Raw genomic sequence first — 17,236 nt, 5'->3', positions numbered from 1 at the left:
CGTGTCGCCTCCAGCGTCATCGCCCCCCGGTTGTCGCCGGCGACAACCGGGGGGCGATCAGTTCCCCTCACCGGCCAACTTGATTGACGCCAATCGGCCAAGGGGCTTGACGCGGGACATACGAGTTCCTCACCGATAAGGAAAAGGATGTTGAGCAGGAGATCAAGCGCACCGAGGTGTCGGATTCAGAAGTGATCAAGGCGCTGCAGCGGATCGTGTTTGACGACGTGCTGCAAAGCAACAAGATCCGTTTTGCCGACAACGGCAACGACTACTCCTTCGCCCAGAAGATCGACGACGGCTTGATCAAGGGCAAGGAGGGCGATGTGGTGGTGAACCTGGTGACACCAGAGCACCCCAACTACGGCAGCGAGGCGATCCTGCATAGCCGCAACATGGGTGGCACCGAACTGATGGCGGTGCTGCCGGGCAAGGAGCGGCTGCTCGATCAGATCCGCAGCCAGCTCAAAACCGACCTTTACATACGCCAGAACAGCGGCAGCGAAGACGAAACCCTCAACGCCATCTTGGCGATCCGGGCTAAGCAGAACGGCAGCCGCCGCCAGGAGATCACCCGGCTAGCGGAAGAGCAACTGCGCCTGGCCGTGCTGGTGGTGAATGGCCATACCCTCTCGGTGGGAGAAGGTGACCCCAAGACCCGTTTCAGCAAGGCCTACCAGGAGCTGATCCGCTCGGCCTTCCCCAAGCTGAAGATGGTGCACGGGGCCTTCAACGAGACCACCGTTGCGGCGGTGGTGCGCGACCAGGACGACCTGCTCGATGGCCTGGCGGTGCAGCTGTCTGAGGCAGAGCAGGAAGTGCTGGTGGAGGTGGAAAGGAGCAAAAATCAAGCCGAGCGACTGAGCGCAGAAGCGCTGGTGCGCAAGTTTGAGGGGCGCCCCTATGGCTGGAGTAACTGGGCCACCCTCACCTTTATTGCGCGGCTTTACCGGCTCGGGAAGCTGGAGCTGCGGGAGAAGGAGCTGCTCAGCAGCGTGGAGGTGATCGAGGCGCTCACCAACAGCCGCAAGCTGGGCGGCGTGAGCGTGCGCAAGCAGGAGGTGTACGACACCAGCACGGTGAATGCGCTCAAGCGCTTCCACCAGGAGCTGTTCAACACGCAGAGCATCGGCACCGATGCCCGCAGCACCTGCGAAGCCTTCCGCATGGCGATGGCAGAAGAAGCCCAGGACCTGCGGGAGATAGCAGCGCAGTCCGCCAATTACCCCTTCCTGGCCGCCGTGAAGCCCTGGGCGGAGCAGGCCGAGGCGATGGCCAAGAAGGACGACGGCTACCTGCTCAACCAGCTCAATACCTTCAAGGACAGCTGGCTGGATGCCGAGGAAGACTTGATCACTCCACTGAAGCAGTTCCTCAACGGCAATCAAAAAACGGTCTACGACGAAGTGCGGGCCTTTGAACTGCGCTACGGCGATGAGTTCGCCGACTTGCCGGCCGAACAGGTGAGGCCGCTGCGAATGCTGCTGGAGAGCGACAAGCCCTATGCCGGCGGCCTGATCCCCCAGGCCAACAGCGCGATGGCGGAACTGCAGAAGCAGCTGGGCGAGCGACTGGCGGCGGCCAAGGCCAAGGCACTGCAGGAGATCAGCGAGCAGGAAGCCCGCCTGAAGGCAACCGCCGACTTCCAAAAGCTGGAGACGAGCAAACAGGAGCAGGTGCTGGCAGCCACGGCCGCAGCCAAGGCCGATGTGGAGGCCGCGAGCCAGCCAGGACGGGCCTTGCTGCGGGTGAGCCGCTACCGGAACGATGAGGTGCCCAAACAGCTCCAGCGGATGGCGGCGCTGGCAGCCCCGGCGGACACATCAACGGCTGCACCCATCAAGGTGGTGGCGGCCTCAGCTCTGAAGGTGAACTGCCCCCTGAGCCAGATCACCAACAACCAGGAGCTGCAGCAGTGGCTAGAGGCGCTGCGCGCTTCTGCGCAGGCCGAACTCGATCAGGGGCACCGGATCAGTCTCTGAACTCTGCCTTCTCTTCCTGCTCACTCGTTTCTCAGACCAGCAACTGATCCATGCCCGTCAACACCGCTGCCCTGAAGACCTTCGCTCCGGCGATGCGCCGGCAGCTGCTGGAGGCGGTGGGCCGCAAGCTGGATCTGCTTCTCACCAGCCAGACCCCGGACACGCTCAGCACCTTCGCGAAGCAGATTGCTGAGCTACGGGAGCAGGAAGAGGAAAACCGCGAACAGCTACTGGAGCGGGTGGCGTACACCTGGTTCAACCGCCTATGCGCCCTGCGCTATCTGGATGCCAGGGCCTGTCACCCATTTGGCTGCAAGGTGTTGATGCCGGCAGCAGAAGGTGAAACCCAGCCGGAGCTGCTGAAGTTGATGCGGGCGGGGAACTTACCGGCGGATTTGCAAAGCCATACCGATCAAGGCAGGTTGCATGGCTTGCTGGATGGGCAAGTTCAAACGGCAATTGCTGGAGCAGATCCCCAGGGTGAGGTCTATCGCCAGCTGGTACTGGCGGTCTGCCGCTGTTACCACGAGCTGCTTCCCAACCTTTTTGAAGGCCTCGATGATGAAAGCGAGCTGTTGCTGCCCGATGACTTATTGAGCGATGGCTCAATTGTGGGGGCGTTCCGCAAGGAAATCACCGACGACGACTGCCAAGACGTAGAAAACCTGGGCTGGCTTTATCAGTTCTATATCGCTGAAAAGAAAGATGAAGTAATGGCACGCAAGAAGGCGGTGCCAACAGAAGACATCCCAGCCGTCACACAGCTATTCACCCCGCACTGGATCGTTCGCTACCTGGTGGAGAACTCCTTAGGGAGGATCTGGCTGCTGAACCGGCCTGGTTCAAAGCTGCGCGAACAAATGCCCTATTACATCGAGGGCGAATCCGAAACAGACTTCCTCGAGATCACCAAGCCAGAAGAGATCAAGCTGCTGGATCCAGCCTGCGGTAGCGGGCACATGCTCACTTATGCCTTTGACCTACTGGTTCTGATCTATGAGGAGGAGGGCTACTCGCCCAACGAGATCCCTGGCTTGATCCTTAAGCACAACCTACATGGGCTGGAGATCTGTCCCCGCGCCGCCCAGCTCGCCGAGTTGGCTCTTGTATTTAAGGCGCGGGAACAATCACGGCGCTTCTTCCAGCCCGAGCAGCTGGTAAGGCCCCAAATCATCGAGCTGCAGGATGTGCAGTTTGCTGAGGGCGAACTCAACGACTACATCGAAGCACTCGATCTCGGTGAGCTGTTCGATCCAAACCTATTCAAGCTGCTCCATCAATTTGAGGAAGCGAAGAACTTCGGCTCGCTCATCCAACCCTGTCTCGACGAACGGGCCATCGCCCTTGTCCGCCACACCATCGAGGCAAAGGATCTCGGCGGTCAGTTCTTCCTGCGCGATACGCACCTCAAAGTCCTGCGCGCACTCGAACAATCCGAGGTGCTCACTCAGCGGTATCACGTTGCCGTGGCCAATCCGCCCTACATGGAAGTAAGAAAATACAACTCAACTCTAAAAGGGGCTTGCCCGACAAGCCCCATAGGCTCTACGAATGACTTATATCAAGCATTCGTCTTAAGATCGCTTATCTTTTTGCGGGCTGGCGGACTGACGGCTTTTGTCACAAAACAAGGATGGATGTTCACCGGCGACGATTCATATAGGCGCCAGCTACTCCTCGAATACAGCGTCGTAAGCCTTGTCGACATAGGATACAACTGTTTTCCAGAGATGAATTCCAAGCAGGTCTTGGCGGCCGCTTATGTAATTAAAACATCCAAGAGCGGCGGAATGAGCATCTTTATTGACCTGAATACCTCAGATCAGTCTGCAGATAAAGAAAAGGTATTGCTGGCTCGAATCTCTGACGACTCCAAGTTCGTAGTTGATCAGCGCAAGTTTCTGGATATCCGAAATACTCCTCTAGCGTATTGGCTGCCAGACAGAGCAAGAGATCTGCTGAATGGACAGGTTCTTGCGGATCATGCAGATGTCTGTCAAGGGCTCATTACTGGCAATAACGAGTTGTTTCTTAGATATTGGCATGAGGTTGAACGTTCGCGGATAGAGACTAACGCGACTTCCGTCGCGCAGGCTCGCGAGAGCATCTGCAAGTGGTATCCGATTTCAAAGGGAGGCGTCTTTCGCAAATGGTATGGAAATTATGAGCTAGTCGTCAATTGGCAAAATGATGGCAAGCTCATCAGGGAATATGGCAACGAATCGGGTCGCCCAAAGTCAAGAGTGCAGAACTCTGCTTACTACTTTAAGCAAGGCATAACCTGGTCAACCTTCACCTCTAGTCCTGCATCATTTCGACTTCTGGAAGGATCAGTTTTCTCATCGAAAGGATCAGCATGCTTCCCTACCGACCAGAGCAGCTTGCATGAAATAATGTCTATTCTAAACTCTTGCGTGGCCAAGAGCTTTCTTCGGGCGCTATGTCCCACCTTGGATTACATGGAGGGACCTGTCGGGCGAATTCCGTTAGCAATGCCCACAGAAGGCCAAGAATTAAGATCTAATGCTCGCGAGTTAATTGAGTTATCTAAGGCTGACTGGGACATGAATGAGGTGAGCTGGGATTTCGCTTGCTCACCTCTGATTGGCTCCAATGGCTTCGAGGCGGCAGTCGAGGAGTCTACGAGTATTGCGCTTCGGCCCGGCAATCTGTCGTCAAGCTGGTCTCTACACAGGATTCGGCAAGAACACATGATAGAACGAGTTAGCGTTCTAGAAACCCAAAACAACCGAATTCTTCTTCGTCATTTTGGACTTGGTGAACAGCTTGATCCGGAAGTGCATCTAGATGACGTTGTCATTTCGCGTGGCTGTGAACGAAAAGACATCGCTGCCTTCCTTTCCTACGCCAGCGGCTGCATGATGGGTCGCTACAGCCTCGATCAACCCGGTTTAATCCTTGCCGACTCCCGAGACAGTCAATCTGAACAACTCACTGCCTACGAACAAAAAGTCGGTAAGCTACTGAGCGAAGTCCAGTTCAAGCCCGACCCTGACGGCATCATCCCCGTACTTGATGGCGAATGGTTCGAAGACGACATCGTCGCCCGCACCCGCGAGTTTCTTACCGTCACTTTCCCCGAGAGCAGCGTCGCCGAAAACCTGCGCTTCATCGAGGAGTCCCTGGGCAAGGATGTCCGCAAGTACTTCTGCAGCGATTTCTACAAAGACCACCTGCAGACTTACAAGAAGCGGCCGATCTATTGGATGGTGCAGAGCCCTGCTGGACCCGCTAAAGGTGGCTTCGCCTGCCTGATCTACCTGCACCGCTACACCAAGGACACCCTTAATCTCGTTCTCAATAACTACTTCCGCCCTTACCTGCAGAAGCTGGAAGCCCGCCTGGCCCAGCTCGGGCTCGATCAACTCAACGACGACCTACCTACCCGAGATCGCACCGCAGCCCGCAAGGAAGCCGACAAGATCACCAAGGTGCTCAAGGAATGCCAGGCCTGGGAGGAGGACGCCCTGCTGCCCTTGGCCCAGCAACGCATCGAGCTCGATCTCGATGATGGCGTGAAGGTGAACTACCTCAAGCTGCAGGACGTGCTGGCTGTTATCCCAGGCCTGGCAGCGAAGGAGGACTGAGCTTATGGCTGGGCAAGACGCTTCAGCTCAGGGGCAGAGTCGGGCTCCCTGGGCAGAGTCAAGGGCAGAGTCAGGGGCAGAGTCGCTGAGCGAATCGAAGTATTGGCCGATCGCTTCAGTGAGCCAATACCTGCGGTGTATTGGTTGATCTGCCAATACCTGCCCTTCGCGGCTCAGCCCCTTCCAGTCGGATTCTCAATAAAAGCCATTCATTAAGAATTCTGGTAAAGTGCGTTTATTGAGATTCCAAGTAGTTCATGGCCGCAGGCGAGCAGGTGATCCGCGCCCCTGCCCAGTTGGGGCTGCTCCTCAAAGGCGTTCGGCGGCAGCAGGGCCTGAGCCAGCAAGAGCTAGCCCTCAAGGCCGGTGGCACCAGCCAGGCCCGGCTCTCCCAGCTCGAATTGCAACCGGGGCGCCTCACTCTGGAGCGCTTGCTGTTGATCACCGCCGCGCTCGATCTCGAATTAGTGGTGCGGCCCCGCCAGAGCGGCAACGAGCCGGCCGAGTGGTGATGGGCAGGCCAACGCGGGCGCGCTCCTTGGCGGTGTGGATGAACGGCGAACAGGTCGGCACCTGGAGCTTGCCGGCTCGGGGGCCACAGACCTTCACTTACGACGAAACCTGGCTGCACTCCAGCCAGTTCCGCCCGTTGTCGCTATCACTGCCGGCGGGCTTCGGGGCCACAACGCTCAGCGGCAACGCCGTGGAGAGCTGGTTTGACAACCTCCTCCCCGACAGCGACGCCATCCGCCGCAGAGCCCAGGCCCGTTTTCAGGCCGCCAGCACCAGTGCCTTCGATCTGCTGGCTGCCATCGGCCGCGATTGCGCCGGTGCCGTGCAGCTGCTGCCGCCAGATCAGCTGCCCAGCGGCATTGATCGCATTGAAGCCAGCCCCCTCACAGCCCAGGACATCGGCCAGCGCCTGCGCGCCGTCACGGCGGCCCCAGCTCCAGGCTCCTTGGACCCGGCAGCCGATGCGCTGCGGCTCTCGGTGGCCGGTGCCCAGGAGAAAACCGCCTTCCTCTGGCACAACAACCAATGGTGCCTGCCGCTGGGCAGTACCCCCACCACCCACCTCTTCAAGCTGCCGATGGGGGTAATCGGCGAGGGGCAGATTGATTTCAGCTCCTCGGTGGAAAACGAGTGGCTCTGCAGCCAGGTGCTCCAGGCCTTTGGCCTGCCTGTGGCCTCCACGGAGATGGCAAGTTTCGACGGCGAGCGCTGCCTAATCGTGCAGCGTTTTGATCGCCGCCTGCATGCAAGTGGTGCCTACTGGCTGCGCCTGCCCACAGAAGACTTTTGCCAGGCCACCTCCACACCAGCAGCAAGCAAATACGAAAACAATGGCGGCCCCGGCATGGGGGCCATTGCCGCACTGCTGGCCCAATCCTCAGAGCGCAGCGACCTAACCACCTTTTTCAAGGCGCAGGTGCTCTTTTGGATGCTGCGCGCCATTGATGGCCACGCCAAAAACTTCAGCCTCTTTCTCAATCCTGGCGGCCGCTTTCAGCTCACCCCGCTCTATGACGTGCTCTCGGCCTGGCCGGTGATCGGACGGGCCAGCGGCCAGTGGCCCCAGCAAAAGCTCAGGATGGCGATGGCCTGGCATGGTGAAAAAGGGCGCTATACCAAGCCCCTGGAGATCACCAGCCGCCGCATGCTGCTCACCGCAAAACGGCTTGGCCTCGGCGAGGCTCAACTCATCCTCGATGATCTAATCGCCCAGACTCCAGCTGTAATTAGTTCAATGCAGACCCAGCTGCCTGCTGGATTTCCGCAGACCGTCGCCGAACCTGTATTAACCGGACTGCAAGCTTCCGCCAGCCAGCTTCAGCTCCAACTGCTTCAGCGCCAACTCCCGTGATGCCTGCATCCCCCGCCGCCACCAGCCGCATCCACGAGAGCCTTGACAGCGCTCTGGCTCGCAAGCGGGTGGTGCTCTGGTACGACCCCAATAGCGAGTGGGCCTCTGAGTTCGCTGACTACCAGTCCGCTGCGGCCGAGAAGCTGCGGGTGGAGCGCAACGAGTTCTCCGTGAAGGTGGCGATCAGCCGCGCCCCGCTGGATAAGCGCTTCCTGCTCTACCTACCCACCCCCAAGCCACCAGAACCGGACAACTGGCTGCTGGACTTGCTCTTGGCGGGCCATGAGTTCACCGCCGATCGGGCCTCACTCGACATCCAGGAGGCCGGCCTGACACTGGAGTTCAAGGAGCTGGCCCAGCAGCACAAGGCCTTCTTCCGCTCGCCGGTGCGCACCACCAAGCTCAAGGAGTTGCTGCGTCCCAACGACAACGAAGCGGCAGTGCGGCTCAAGATGCTGGCGGTGCTGGCCAAGCAGCCGCCCGACATCGACAAGCTGCTGTTGCATGCCTTCAGTCAGCTGGAGCCGGCCAACCCCGATGGCGAAGACCCGGTGGAAGCCCTCTACGGCAGCCAGCAACTGAGCGGCCACTTCTGGAAAGCAGTGGGCGAGAAGTTTGGCTACGCCAGCCCGGAGCCCAACCTGCGCGACTTTGCTGTTGGCCTGTTCAACAGCGTCAGCAGCATTGGCCCCTCTGGCGAGCTGCTGCCCCACGCCCGGGTGTTCCTGAGTATCTGGAAAGACAGCCTCAGCTCTAGGCCTGCCTTTGAGCAGTGGAGTGATCATCTGGCCGGTGTGTTGCGCGTAGAGGAGCAGCTCAACGACGCACCAGAGAGCTACGAGCCAGATGACGACGACAGCTATGAGTTGATCGAGCGCTTTGTGCTCAGCCGCCTGCTGCAGCGTTTTCAGGGTGACGCCTCAGACGCGGAATTACTGGAGGTGTTCCGCAACCGCAGCAGCTCCTGCTGGTTTGGCAAGCACCAGCACGGCTACCGCGCCTTGGAGCAGGCCATCACCTTCCGCGGCCTGCTGGCTAAGGCTGACCTGCTCGTGCCGAGCTTCGAGGAGGGGCTGCAGCGCTACTGCAACGGCTGGTGGCGCCTGGATCAGGCCTACCGCCGCTGCATCTTCCACGCCCGCACCTACCAGCAGCCCGGGCTGCTCAAGCCGCTGCGCGATTGGCTCGAAGCCCAGTACGTCAACAACGTGCTGCTGCCGCTCACCAACCGCTGGAGCGATCAGGTGGCTGGCCTCAGTAACTGGGGATCGAGCACCCTGCCGAGGCAGAAGGAGTTCCACATGCGCTACGTGCATGCGCCGCTCTCCTCCAAAGGTCTTAAGCGCCTGTTTGTGGTGATCTCCGATGCCCTGCGCTACGAGGCCGCCCGGGACTTTGCCGATCGCCTCAACAGCCAGGCCGGCAAGGGCTGGCAGGCCGAGGTGGAGGCCTTGCTGGGGGTGCTCCCCAGCTACACGCAGCTGGGGATGGCTGCGCTGCTGCCTGGTGCGCAGCTGGGCCTCAACCCCAGCGACTCCAATGCACTGGTGGATGGCCAGAGCGCTGCCGGCACTGAGAACCGCGACAAGTTTCTCAAGGCCTACGCCAAGGGCCGTGCCAAGGCGATTAAAGCGGAGGACTTCCTGAGCCTCGCCACCAGCAAGGAGGGTGCCGAACTCACCCGCGACTACGACTTGATCGTGATCTATCACAACTGCATCGACCGCATCGGCGACAAGCGCGAAAGCGAGGCCAACACCTGCCAGGCAGTGGAGCAGACCTTTGATGAGCTGGAGCTGATCTTGCGCAAGATCGCCAGTCTCAAGGGCAGCCAGGCGGTGATCACCGCTGACCACGGCTTCCTGTTTCAACAGGAACCTGTCGATGCCAACGACCGCGCCGAGTTCCCGCCTGCCAGCGAGCTCAGTTTCAAGAACAGGCGCTTTGCCCTGGGCAGGGGCATCAAGGCCAGTGCTGGCCAGAAGGTGTTTACCGCTGGTGAGCTGGGCTTGAGTGGCAGCTGGGAGGCAGTCTTCCCTCTTGGGCTTGATCGCTTCCCCCGCTCAGGCTCGGGTTCACGCTTCGTGCATGGCGGCACCTCCTTGCAGGAGGTGGTGGTGCCGGTGATCAAGCTCAAACGCGAACGCAAGGACGAGAGCCGGGTGGTGGAGGCCGAGCTGCTGCGGGTGCCCGCCAAGGTCACCACCGGCAAGCTCTCCTTTGGCCTGTTCCAGCTGGAGGCGGTGGAGCCCAAAAAGCGCCTGCCCTTGCAGCTGCGCATCGGCCTCTACGCCAAGGCCGATGGCACCCTGCTCTGTCCCCACCGCAGCGTGCTGCTGGATTCCGCAGCAGGCGAGGCCCGCGAGCGGGAGCAGCAGGTGATCCTTGAGCTCTCGAACGCCGCCGAGGCCTACAACAACCAGCTCCTGGAGCTGCGCCTGGAGCAGCAGCTCGATGGTGTCGCTACGCCAGTTCCCTACAAGAGCGTGGAGCTCAAGCTGCAGCGGCCCTTTGGCAGCGACTTCGACGACTTTTGATGGCCTTAGTCCATGGCTAAACTAATCAAGTCAATGGCTGAGGCCGCCATGCGGGAATCGTCGTGCGGAGCTGATCCCATGCGAATGGTGAACGTCCACCAGGCCAAAACCCACCTGTCGCGTCTGATCGATGAGGCCCATGCCGGCGAAACCATCGTGTTGGCCAAAGCCGGCAAACCCTGGGCGCGGCTGATGCCCCTGGCGCCGCCCGTTCCCCAGCGCATCCCAGGCCGGTTGCGCAGTCGGGGCCCCCTCAGCCAGCCCGACCTGCTGCTCGAACCCATGGACCCCAGTGAACTGGAGAGCTGGGAGTCCGGCGCCCTACTGCCTGAGGCGCCGCAGCGATGAGCAGTGGGGAGGCCTACCTGCTGGACAGCCACGCTTTGCTGTGGTGGTGGTTTGATCCCGATCGCCTTTCCGGCGCTGTGCGCGAGCTGCTCAGCGACCCAGCTACTCCCGTGCTGGTGAGTGCGGCTTCTGTCTGGGAGCTCAGCCTCAAACACCACCAGGGCAAGCTGCCCGAACTCAACGGCGTGATCGCTGATCTGCCTGGCTTACTGCAAGCCGATGGCTTTGAAGCGCTGCCGATCTCCCTGGCCCATGGGCTGCGGGCAGGCGGTTACAGCCAGCCCCACCGCGATCCCTTTGATCGCATGCTGGCGGCCCAGGCCGAACTAGATCGACTGGTGCTGCTCAGCGCCGATCCCCAGCTTTCCACCTTCCCCTGCCAAACCCTCTGGTGAGATCCGATGGCGCCTGAAGCACCCAGCCCCCTGGACCAAAAGATCCTTGAGCACTTCGCCGGCAACGTCGTCCGCAAGGACCTCACCACCGAGCTCAAGCAGAACGCCGTGGTGCCCACCTACGTGCTCGAGTACCTACTCGGTCAGCACTGCTCCACGGACGACCCGGCCCAGATCAGCGATGGACTGGAGTCGGTGCGGCGGATCCTCTCCAAGCATTACGTGCACCGCAACCAGGCGGAGCTGATCAAATCCACCATCAAGGACAAGGGCAGCCACAAGGTGATCGACAAGATCACCGTGACCTTCAACGACAAGGGTGGCTTCCACGAGGTGGAGTTCACCAACCTTGGCATCAAGAAGGTGCCGATCGAAGATTCCTACGTCAAGCGCTATCCCAAGCTGCTGGTGGGTGGCATCTGGGCCATCACCGATGTGGAGTACGAACTCCCCACCGACCCCAAGGCCAGCCCCTGGCAGATCGCCGGCGTCAAGCCGATCCAGGTGCCCGGCGTCGACCACGACGAGTTCCTGGCAGCCCGGGCCCAATTCAGCACCGACGAATGGATCGACGTGCTGATGCAGAGCGTGGGCTTCAACCCCGAGCCGTTCACGAGGCGGGGCAAGCTGCTCACCTTGATCCGGCTGATCCCTTTCTGCGAGCGCAACTACAACCTGCTGGAGCTGGGGCCCAAGGGCACGGGTAAGTCCCACGTCTACGCAGAGTTCTCGCCCCACGGCATGTTGATCTCAGGCTCCGAGGTCACCGCCCCCAAGCTGTTCGTGAGTAACGCCAACGGTAAGATCGGCCTGGTGGGCTATTGGGACTGCATCTGCTTCGACGAGTTTGCCGGCAAGGACAAGAAGGTCGACAAGACGCTGGTCGACATCATGAAGAACTACATGGCCAACCGCACCTTCTCGCGGGGCATCGAGCAGCTCACAGCGGAAGCCTCGATGGTGTTTATGGGTAACACCCAGAAGTCGGTGGCCTACATGCTCAAGCACTCCCACTTCTACGAGCCCCTACCCGATAAATACATCGACTCGGCCTTCCTTGATCGCATTCACGCCTTCAATCCCGGCTGGGAGGTGCAGCCGGTGCGCCATGAGCTGTTCTGCACCGGCTATGGCTTTGTGGTGGATTACATCGCGGAGGTGCTCAAGCATCTACGCACTGAGGACTACACCGGCCTCTACAAAGCTCACTTCGAGATCAGCTCGGAGGTATCAACCCGAGACCAGACGGGCTTTGAGAAGACCTTCTCGGGCCTAATGAAGATCATTCACCCCAACGGCAAGGCCAAACCAGAGGAGATCGCCGAGCTGCTCGAGTTCGCCATGGAATGCCGCCGCCGGGTGCGCGAGCAGATCCTGCGCATCGACGACACCTTCAAGGCCAACGACTTTGCCTATCAGCCCGTTGGTGGCGGGCCAGCTGTCACGGTGCTGACGCCGGAGGAGCAGCAATATCCGGCCTTTGCAGGCTTGCGGCCTTTGAACCCAGAGGGTGCCCCTGAGGTCACCAGCTCAGAAGCCGTCATACCAACAGCGACGGCCAACACAGCCGCAGCTAGTGCACCTGCAAAAGAACAGCATCTGGTGGTGCCTGAGAACACCAAAGGCTGGAGTTACCGGCGCCTATTTGCAGACCACCTCAGAGGTTGCAGTGCCATCATCATCCGCGATCCCTACATCCGCGCCTTCCATCAGATCCGCAACCTGGTGGAGTTCTTGCGCATGGTCAACGAGATCACCCCGGTTGGTGATGAGGTGACCGTTCACCTGATCACAGGCTCTGATCAAGAGACAATGGAAAAGCAGGTAGAGAACCTCGGCCAGGTGCAAGATTCCTTTGCCGGTACCTGCACACCCTTTAGTTGGGAGATCGATGCAAGCCCCAACTTCCATGCCCGCAGCATCACCGCAGACAATGGCTGGAAAATCAGCCTCGACCGTGGACTTGACATCTTCCAGTGGTTCGAGTTCTCAGCCTTCAAGGCAGAAGCTGCCGTCCAAGAAGCACGGATGGTGAAGGGATGCGAGGTGAGTTACATCAGGACTGAGTCCTGATAATTAGTCGGCCTCCTGGGCCACCATCCAGACCTTCTTGAGAGGAAGGGCAAGGCGGGTTTCCTCAGGCAGCTGTTCGTAGTGGGCGAAGAGCTTCTCCAGCAGATCTTTGCGGCTCCAGAGGCGCACCCGGAAAAAATCTCTTGCCAGCTCCCTCTGGACATTGGGTTTGAAACCACCCCAGCTCACGAACAGGCAGGTTTCGGCACCAAATTTCTGCCCCGCGCCGATCAGCTTGTCGACTGTGGGCCGGTCCACCGGATCCGAGCCTGACTTCACCTCCACGCAGATCTGTGGCTTCCCAAAGCCCAGCTCACCGCCGCCCGCCAAGATGTCGGCTCCGCCATCCGCTCCTTCCGGGCTGCGGTAGGTGGTGTAGCCCTCCGCCCGAAGGATCGCCTCCACCAGTGCGGTAAGGCCATGCCCCTTGAAACGGGCCTCGATCAAACGCTCAATCCGATCGGCGGCTAGCTCTTCCAGGTTGACGTTGGCTGCATCTGCTGCCTCCTCACTCCCCTCACTCTCTTGAAGACCTGCCGGCGTACGCGGCGCGGAATCCTTCACGCCCTCGGCCTTCCAGTTGCGAGTGGCCATCGCCTTGACCCGGGCCTCAGCGTCATTGCGCTGTACCCGGCAGATCGTCATGAACGCCCCGAAGGAATACAGCAGGTCTGGGGGGAAGACGCTGCGGGGTATCAGGCCACTGAACCAGTTGATGGACCGCCAGTGGTAGTAGGGATTTGGCCCTTCCGCCTCAAAGTGGTAGTCGCTGGTGAGCTCTCCGAAATACAAGCCGGACTGGATCTTGGAGGGCATCACTACCCAATCGCCCTTGGCCATCTCCTTCACGAAGGGCCAAACCTGGGAAGACCAGTTCACCAGTGCTCTCGCTTTTTCATCTGGGAAGCGCACTTCCAGTTCCCGGACCAACGCCTGCCGATCAGCAAGCGCCCCAAGGTCCACGTCCAGGCCATCCCAGGCCACATACACCCGGCACTCATCGAGGAACTTCTGTTCGTGCTCGCCCCGGGATCCGGCGCGGATCAGCCAGAGAGTCATGACTTCCTTCCTTCGACACCATCTAACCGCACCACAACTCTTACTCCGTTTCGATTCCGAGCTTTAGGCCCTGATCCGGCGTCCACAGATTTCCCTTTCGCAGGTCCTCCGGAAACGTCATTCACTCCTCGTGCCGAGATTTGTCAACGAGTGATCAGCACAGGATTTAATGCAGATCCTGCACAACTTGAGCCCGATTGATCTGCACCTTCAGCAGCCGCAGGCAAAGCCGTGCTGCCTTGCTGTGCGCCGCACTTCGGGGCAGCAGCAGCCATAGCTGCTCGATCAGTGGTGGCTGCGCTGCTAGAGGCACCAGAGCATTGGCCTTGAGCCAGCCAGGACCGAGCAAGTCAGCGCAGACGGGCATCGCCAGCTTGCGGTCCCTAGCCCGCTTGAGCCAGGCGGCAGGTTCCTGGCAGGCCTCTGGTTGCTGCGCCACCCCAAGGCCCTGCCACTCCAGGGCTTGATGCAGCAGCGGCAGCGCACCCCTTCGCGGCAGCAACACCTTTTTTGCTTCTGTGGTTGTGGCTACCAGCTGCAAGGCCAGCTGCCCCAGGGGCATGGCGGTTAGCCCGTTCCATTTGGGCGATTGACCTGACTGCAGCTGCTGCTCCAGGCAGAAGGAGCTGACGATTGCGCCATCGAGCAGGCCGTGGCTCACCAGCTCAGCCCAATGCTCAGCGCTGCGAAAGCGTGCCGGCACAAGCTGCACGCCCGACATGCCATGCAAAAGGCTTTGGTGCAGCAGGTCCGTGCCGAGCCGGATAAGCCCAGCCATCAGCCGGTGCTCCCGGTATGCCAGCCGCAAATGGTGCAGGCAGGCGTTCTGGCCGTGGCGGCAAACGGGCGCCCCCTGGCGCGGCAGCAACTGGAACTGCTGCTGCATCAACTGCAGGCTGCGGCATACGGTTGATTGGTGCAGCGCTAGTGCCGCACCTGCCTTGGCCTGCGAGCCAGCCAGCTCGAGGAAATCGAGGATGTGCAGGTCTTCTAAGGGCGTTGGCGGCGCGTAGGAGTTCTCAGCCCGCCGGGGCGTGGAGCGGGCGCTGCTGCTGCAGGAGTGGGCCAAGGGAGGCAGAAGGTGTTGCTGAATGCAGCGTCAATGCTCCGGAGGCTGGCGATGCTCTTTTTCGTGCGAAATAGTGGAAGCCCTTGATGCTTCTGCCGCGATGGCGCTCTTGCGATGCCACCTGCTGATCGGCCAGCCCGCCAGCGGTAAAACCACGCTGGCAAAAGCATTGGCGCCCCTGCTCACTGGCCCCGGTGAACCGCCTGCGCTGGTGCTCTCCACCGACGTGATCCGCGCCGAAGTCTTTGGTGATGCAGCAGTGCAGGGTCCCTGGGGCGATATCCAGCAGCGGCTGCACCAGCGCATTCAAGAGGCCGTGGCCGCTGGCATCCCGGTGATCGTCGATGCCACCCATGCCCGCCGCGCCTGGCGCCTTGCAATCACCCAGGCATTGCCGCTGCCTGCTCCGGTGGAGTGGATCGGCTGGTGGCTCTACACCGACCTGCCCACCTCTATGGAGTGGAACAGCCGGCGCGAGCGGGCCGTGCCGGTGCCGGTGATCCAGGAGATGGCCGCTGCCCTTGCTGATCCCCATTTCGGGCCATGCCGAGCGGAGGGGTTTGCCGCGATCTGCGCTGTGGTGCCTACCCATCACGGCGAGCTGACGCCGGTGCTGCAGGCAGAACTTGCCGGGCTTGATAAGCGCATCCGCTCTGCCACCAACCGTGAGCGCAAGCTGCAGCGCCACGGCTACTCGCGGCTGCTTGATCTCGAGCGACTGCTGTATCTGATCAAGCTGCTGAGCACTTGGCCCGATCTGGCCGCCACTGATCCGGCCAGCGCCGAGGAGCTGGAGGCGATCCTCTCGCCCCTGCCCCAGGGTGATCTGGCCGCTCGTGCTGCGGCGTTTCTAGGCCAGTTGCATGGCCAGTGTTTTGCTGATGCCACTGCGATCCGAGCTGATCTGGCCTGGCTGGAGGCCAATGGCTTCTCCAGCGCGGTGCCGGTGTCGGCGTCAATCCAGCTGGCAGAGGTTCCCCAGCGCAAGCGGGGTGATGCTGGAAGTGGTGCAAGCCATGGCGGGGTGCCGCCCATGGGCGATGGGCCGGTGTTTCTGCGGGTGATGACCCTGCTGCGTCACCTGCTGCAGCAGCCCTTTGATCGGCCGGCCGAGCGCGGCGCCAACCTGCACCAGCACCTGATTGCCGCCACCGAGGTCATCCCCGGTTCTTACCTGAGCGGTGAAACAGCCACCCTGCGTAAGGACCTCGAGAAGATCCTTACCCCCTATGGCTTCCGCAACCGCAATGACAACGTGCGTCATGGCTACTGCCTGGGCACCGCTGTGCTGCCTGCGGCGCGGTTGCAGGAGCTGCACAACGTGCTGCGCCAGAGCGCCGGCCGCCTGGCCGATCCTTCTGCTCAAAACCTGCTGGCCGAGCTTGATGAGCGGCTGGGCTGGGCAGGGATCAGCGCTAATGGTGTGGCGCCAGTGCGCAGCTACGCCCGCCATGCGGTGGTCGATACCAAGCTGGTGCGGCGCGATTCGCTGGCAGCACCTAGGCGGGCTGATGCCATTGAGGCTGCAATCGTTGAGCACAGGCGGGTGCTGCTTGAGCGCTACCCGGGGGTTGGCAGCTTTGCCGATAGCCCTGCTGGCGCGCTGAGGGTGTGGCCGCTGCAGCTGATCTTCCACAACGTCGGCTGGTATCTCCTCTACGAGGAAGACCAGGTGGGCCATGAGCAGGGTCTGATCCGCAGCGAGCGGCTAGATCGCCTAGCCCTGCGCAGCAGCGATGGCGGCCTGCGCCGCAGCAGCGAGGAACATTCCGCCGCCCTGGCAAGGCTGGAGCGCTTGCTGCACCACAGCGGCGGCATCTACTTCGGGGCTGATCTGGAGCAGCAGCTGTCGATTGCCAGCCCCTCGGCCCAGCGGCGCAGCCAGATGCTCACCACCCTGCGCTTTTGCTGCGCCCCCTGGGCGTTTGCCTTTATCCGTGAGGGGCTGCAGCGCTACCCGATCGAGCACACCCGCTTTTCCAAGCCCCTGCCTGGCGATAGCTGGTGGCACCACCCCAAGGCGCCGCATGTGCTCGAACCTGGCACCGCCAGCGAAAGCCACCCCTATCCGGTGGAACTGGAGCTACCTCTCTGGACCGTGGCAGCCGACATCGACCTACGCAGTTGGCTGTTTGCTTTTGGCGGTGGCATTCGGATCGAAAGCCCTGATGCGCTCAGGCAGGAGCTGGTTGACCGTTGCCGGGAGGCGATTGGGGCCAATCGCCCTGAAGTAACGGCGTCTTCCGTCACTCCTGTGCAACGCGATGGTTTCTCTAACCGACTGCGGAGTTAATAGAATGG

Annotated in this window: 11 protein-coding genes; 9 read left to right on the top strand and 2 right to left on the bottom strand. The window is 60.9% G+C overall.

Features of this window, described 5'->3' with window-relative positions; all coding sequences use genetic code 11:
- Window positions 1–176 precede the first annotated feature (176 nt).
- The 8 genes from KBY75_RS12645 (at window position 177) to brxL (ending at window position 12,807) form a co-directional block, all read left to right on the top strand.
- Window positions 177–1,982, top strand: coding sequence for a hypothetical protein (locus KBY75_RS12645; RefSeq protein WP_255024153.1), 1,806 nt, complete (start codon window positions 177–179; stop codon window positions 1,980–1,982).
- 50 nt (window positions 1,983–2,032) lie between these two features.
- Complete coding sequence (gene pglX, locus KBY75_RS12640) at window positions 2,033–5,590, top strand: BREX-1 system adenine-specific DNA-methyltransferase PglX (protein ID WP_255024152.1); 3,558 nt, start codon at window positions 2,033–2,035, stop codon at window positions 5,588–5,590.
- Window positions 5,591–5,847: 257 nt separating this feature from the next.
- Window positions 5,848–6,102: a helix-turn-helix domain-containing protein gene (locus tag KBY75_RS12635; protein WP_255024151.1), complete on the top strand. Its 255-nt coding sequence runs from the start codon at window positions 5,848–5,850 to the stop codon at window positions 6,100–6,102.
- A complete protein-coding gene (locus KBY75_RS12630; RefSeq protein WP_255024150.1) occupies window positions 6,102–7,454 on the top strand; it encodes a type II toxin-antitoxin system HipA family toxin in 1,353 nt (450 codons plus the stop codon). Before KBY75_RS12635 ends, KBY75_RS12630 begins: the two co-directional genes overlap by 1 nt.
- Window positions 7,454–9,991 carry a BREX-1 system phosphatase PglZ type A gene (gene pglZ, locus KBY75_RS12625; RefSeq protein ID WP_255024149.1) on the top strand — a complete coding sequence of 846 codons (2,538 nt, stop codon included), beginning with the start codon at window positions 7,454–7,456 and terminating at the stop codon, window positions 9,989–9,991. The genes KBY75_RS12630 and pglZ overlap by 1 nt, the downstream gene beginning before the upstream one ends.
- Before the next feature lie 12 nt (window positions 9,992–10,003).
- Entirely contained in the window at window positions 10,004–10,339 is a 336-nt protein-coding gene (locus KBY75_RS12620; RefSeq protein WP_255024148.1) for a type II toxin-antitoxin system Phd/YefM family antitoxin, read from the top strand.
- Window positions 10,336–10,734, top strand: coding sequence for a type II toxin-antitoxin system VapC family toxin (locus KBY75_RS12615; protein ID WP_094560568.1), 399 nt, complete (start codon window positions 10,336–10,338; stop codon window positions 10,732–10,734). The genes KBY75_RS12620 and KBY75_RS12615 overlap by 4 nt, the downstream gene beginning before the upstream one ends.
- A gap of 6 nt (window positions 10,735–10,740) precedes the next feature.
- Complete coding sequence (brxL, locus tag KBY75_RS12610; protein ID WP_255024147.1) at window positions 10,741–12,807, top strand: BREX system Lon protease-like protein BrxL; 2,067 nt, start codon at window positions 10,741–10,743, stop codon at window positions 12,805–12,807.
- Window positions 12,808–12,810: 3 nt separating this feature from the next.
- On the opposite strand, the gene KBY75_RS12605 is transcribed toward brxL, so the two are convergent.
- Window positions 12,811–13,866, bottom strand: coding sequence for a restriction endonuclease (locus KBY75_RS12605; RefSeq protein ID WP_255024146.1), 1,056 nt, complete (start codon window positions 13,864–13,866; stop codon window positions 12,811–12,813).
- A 166-nt stretch (window positions 13,867–14,032) separates the two neighbouring features.
- Entirely contained in the window at window positions 14,033–14,935 is a 903-nt protein-coding gene (locus KBY75_RS12600) for a hypothetical protein (protein ID WP_255024145.1), read from the bottom strand.
- A 100-nt stretch (window positions 14,936–15,035) separates the two neighbouring features.
- Between KBY75_RS12600 and KBY75_RS12595 the strand changes: the two genes are divergently transcribed.
- Entirely contained in the window at window positions 15,036–17,228 is a 2,193-nt protein-coding gene (locus KBY75_RS12595; RefSeq protein WP_255024144.1) for an AAA family ATPase, read from the top strand.
- Window positions 17,229–17,236 lie beyond the last annotated feature (8 nt).

The organism is Cyanobium sp. T1G-Tous, from assembly GCF_024345455.1.
GTDB lineage: Bacteria > Cyanobacteriota > Cyanobacteriia > PCC-6307 > Cyanobiaceae > Cyanobium_A.
This window is presented reverse-complemented; position numbering and strand designations above follow the sequence as displayed.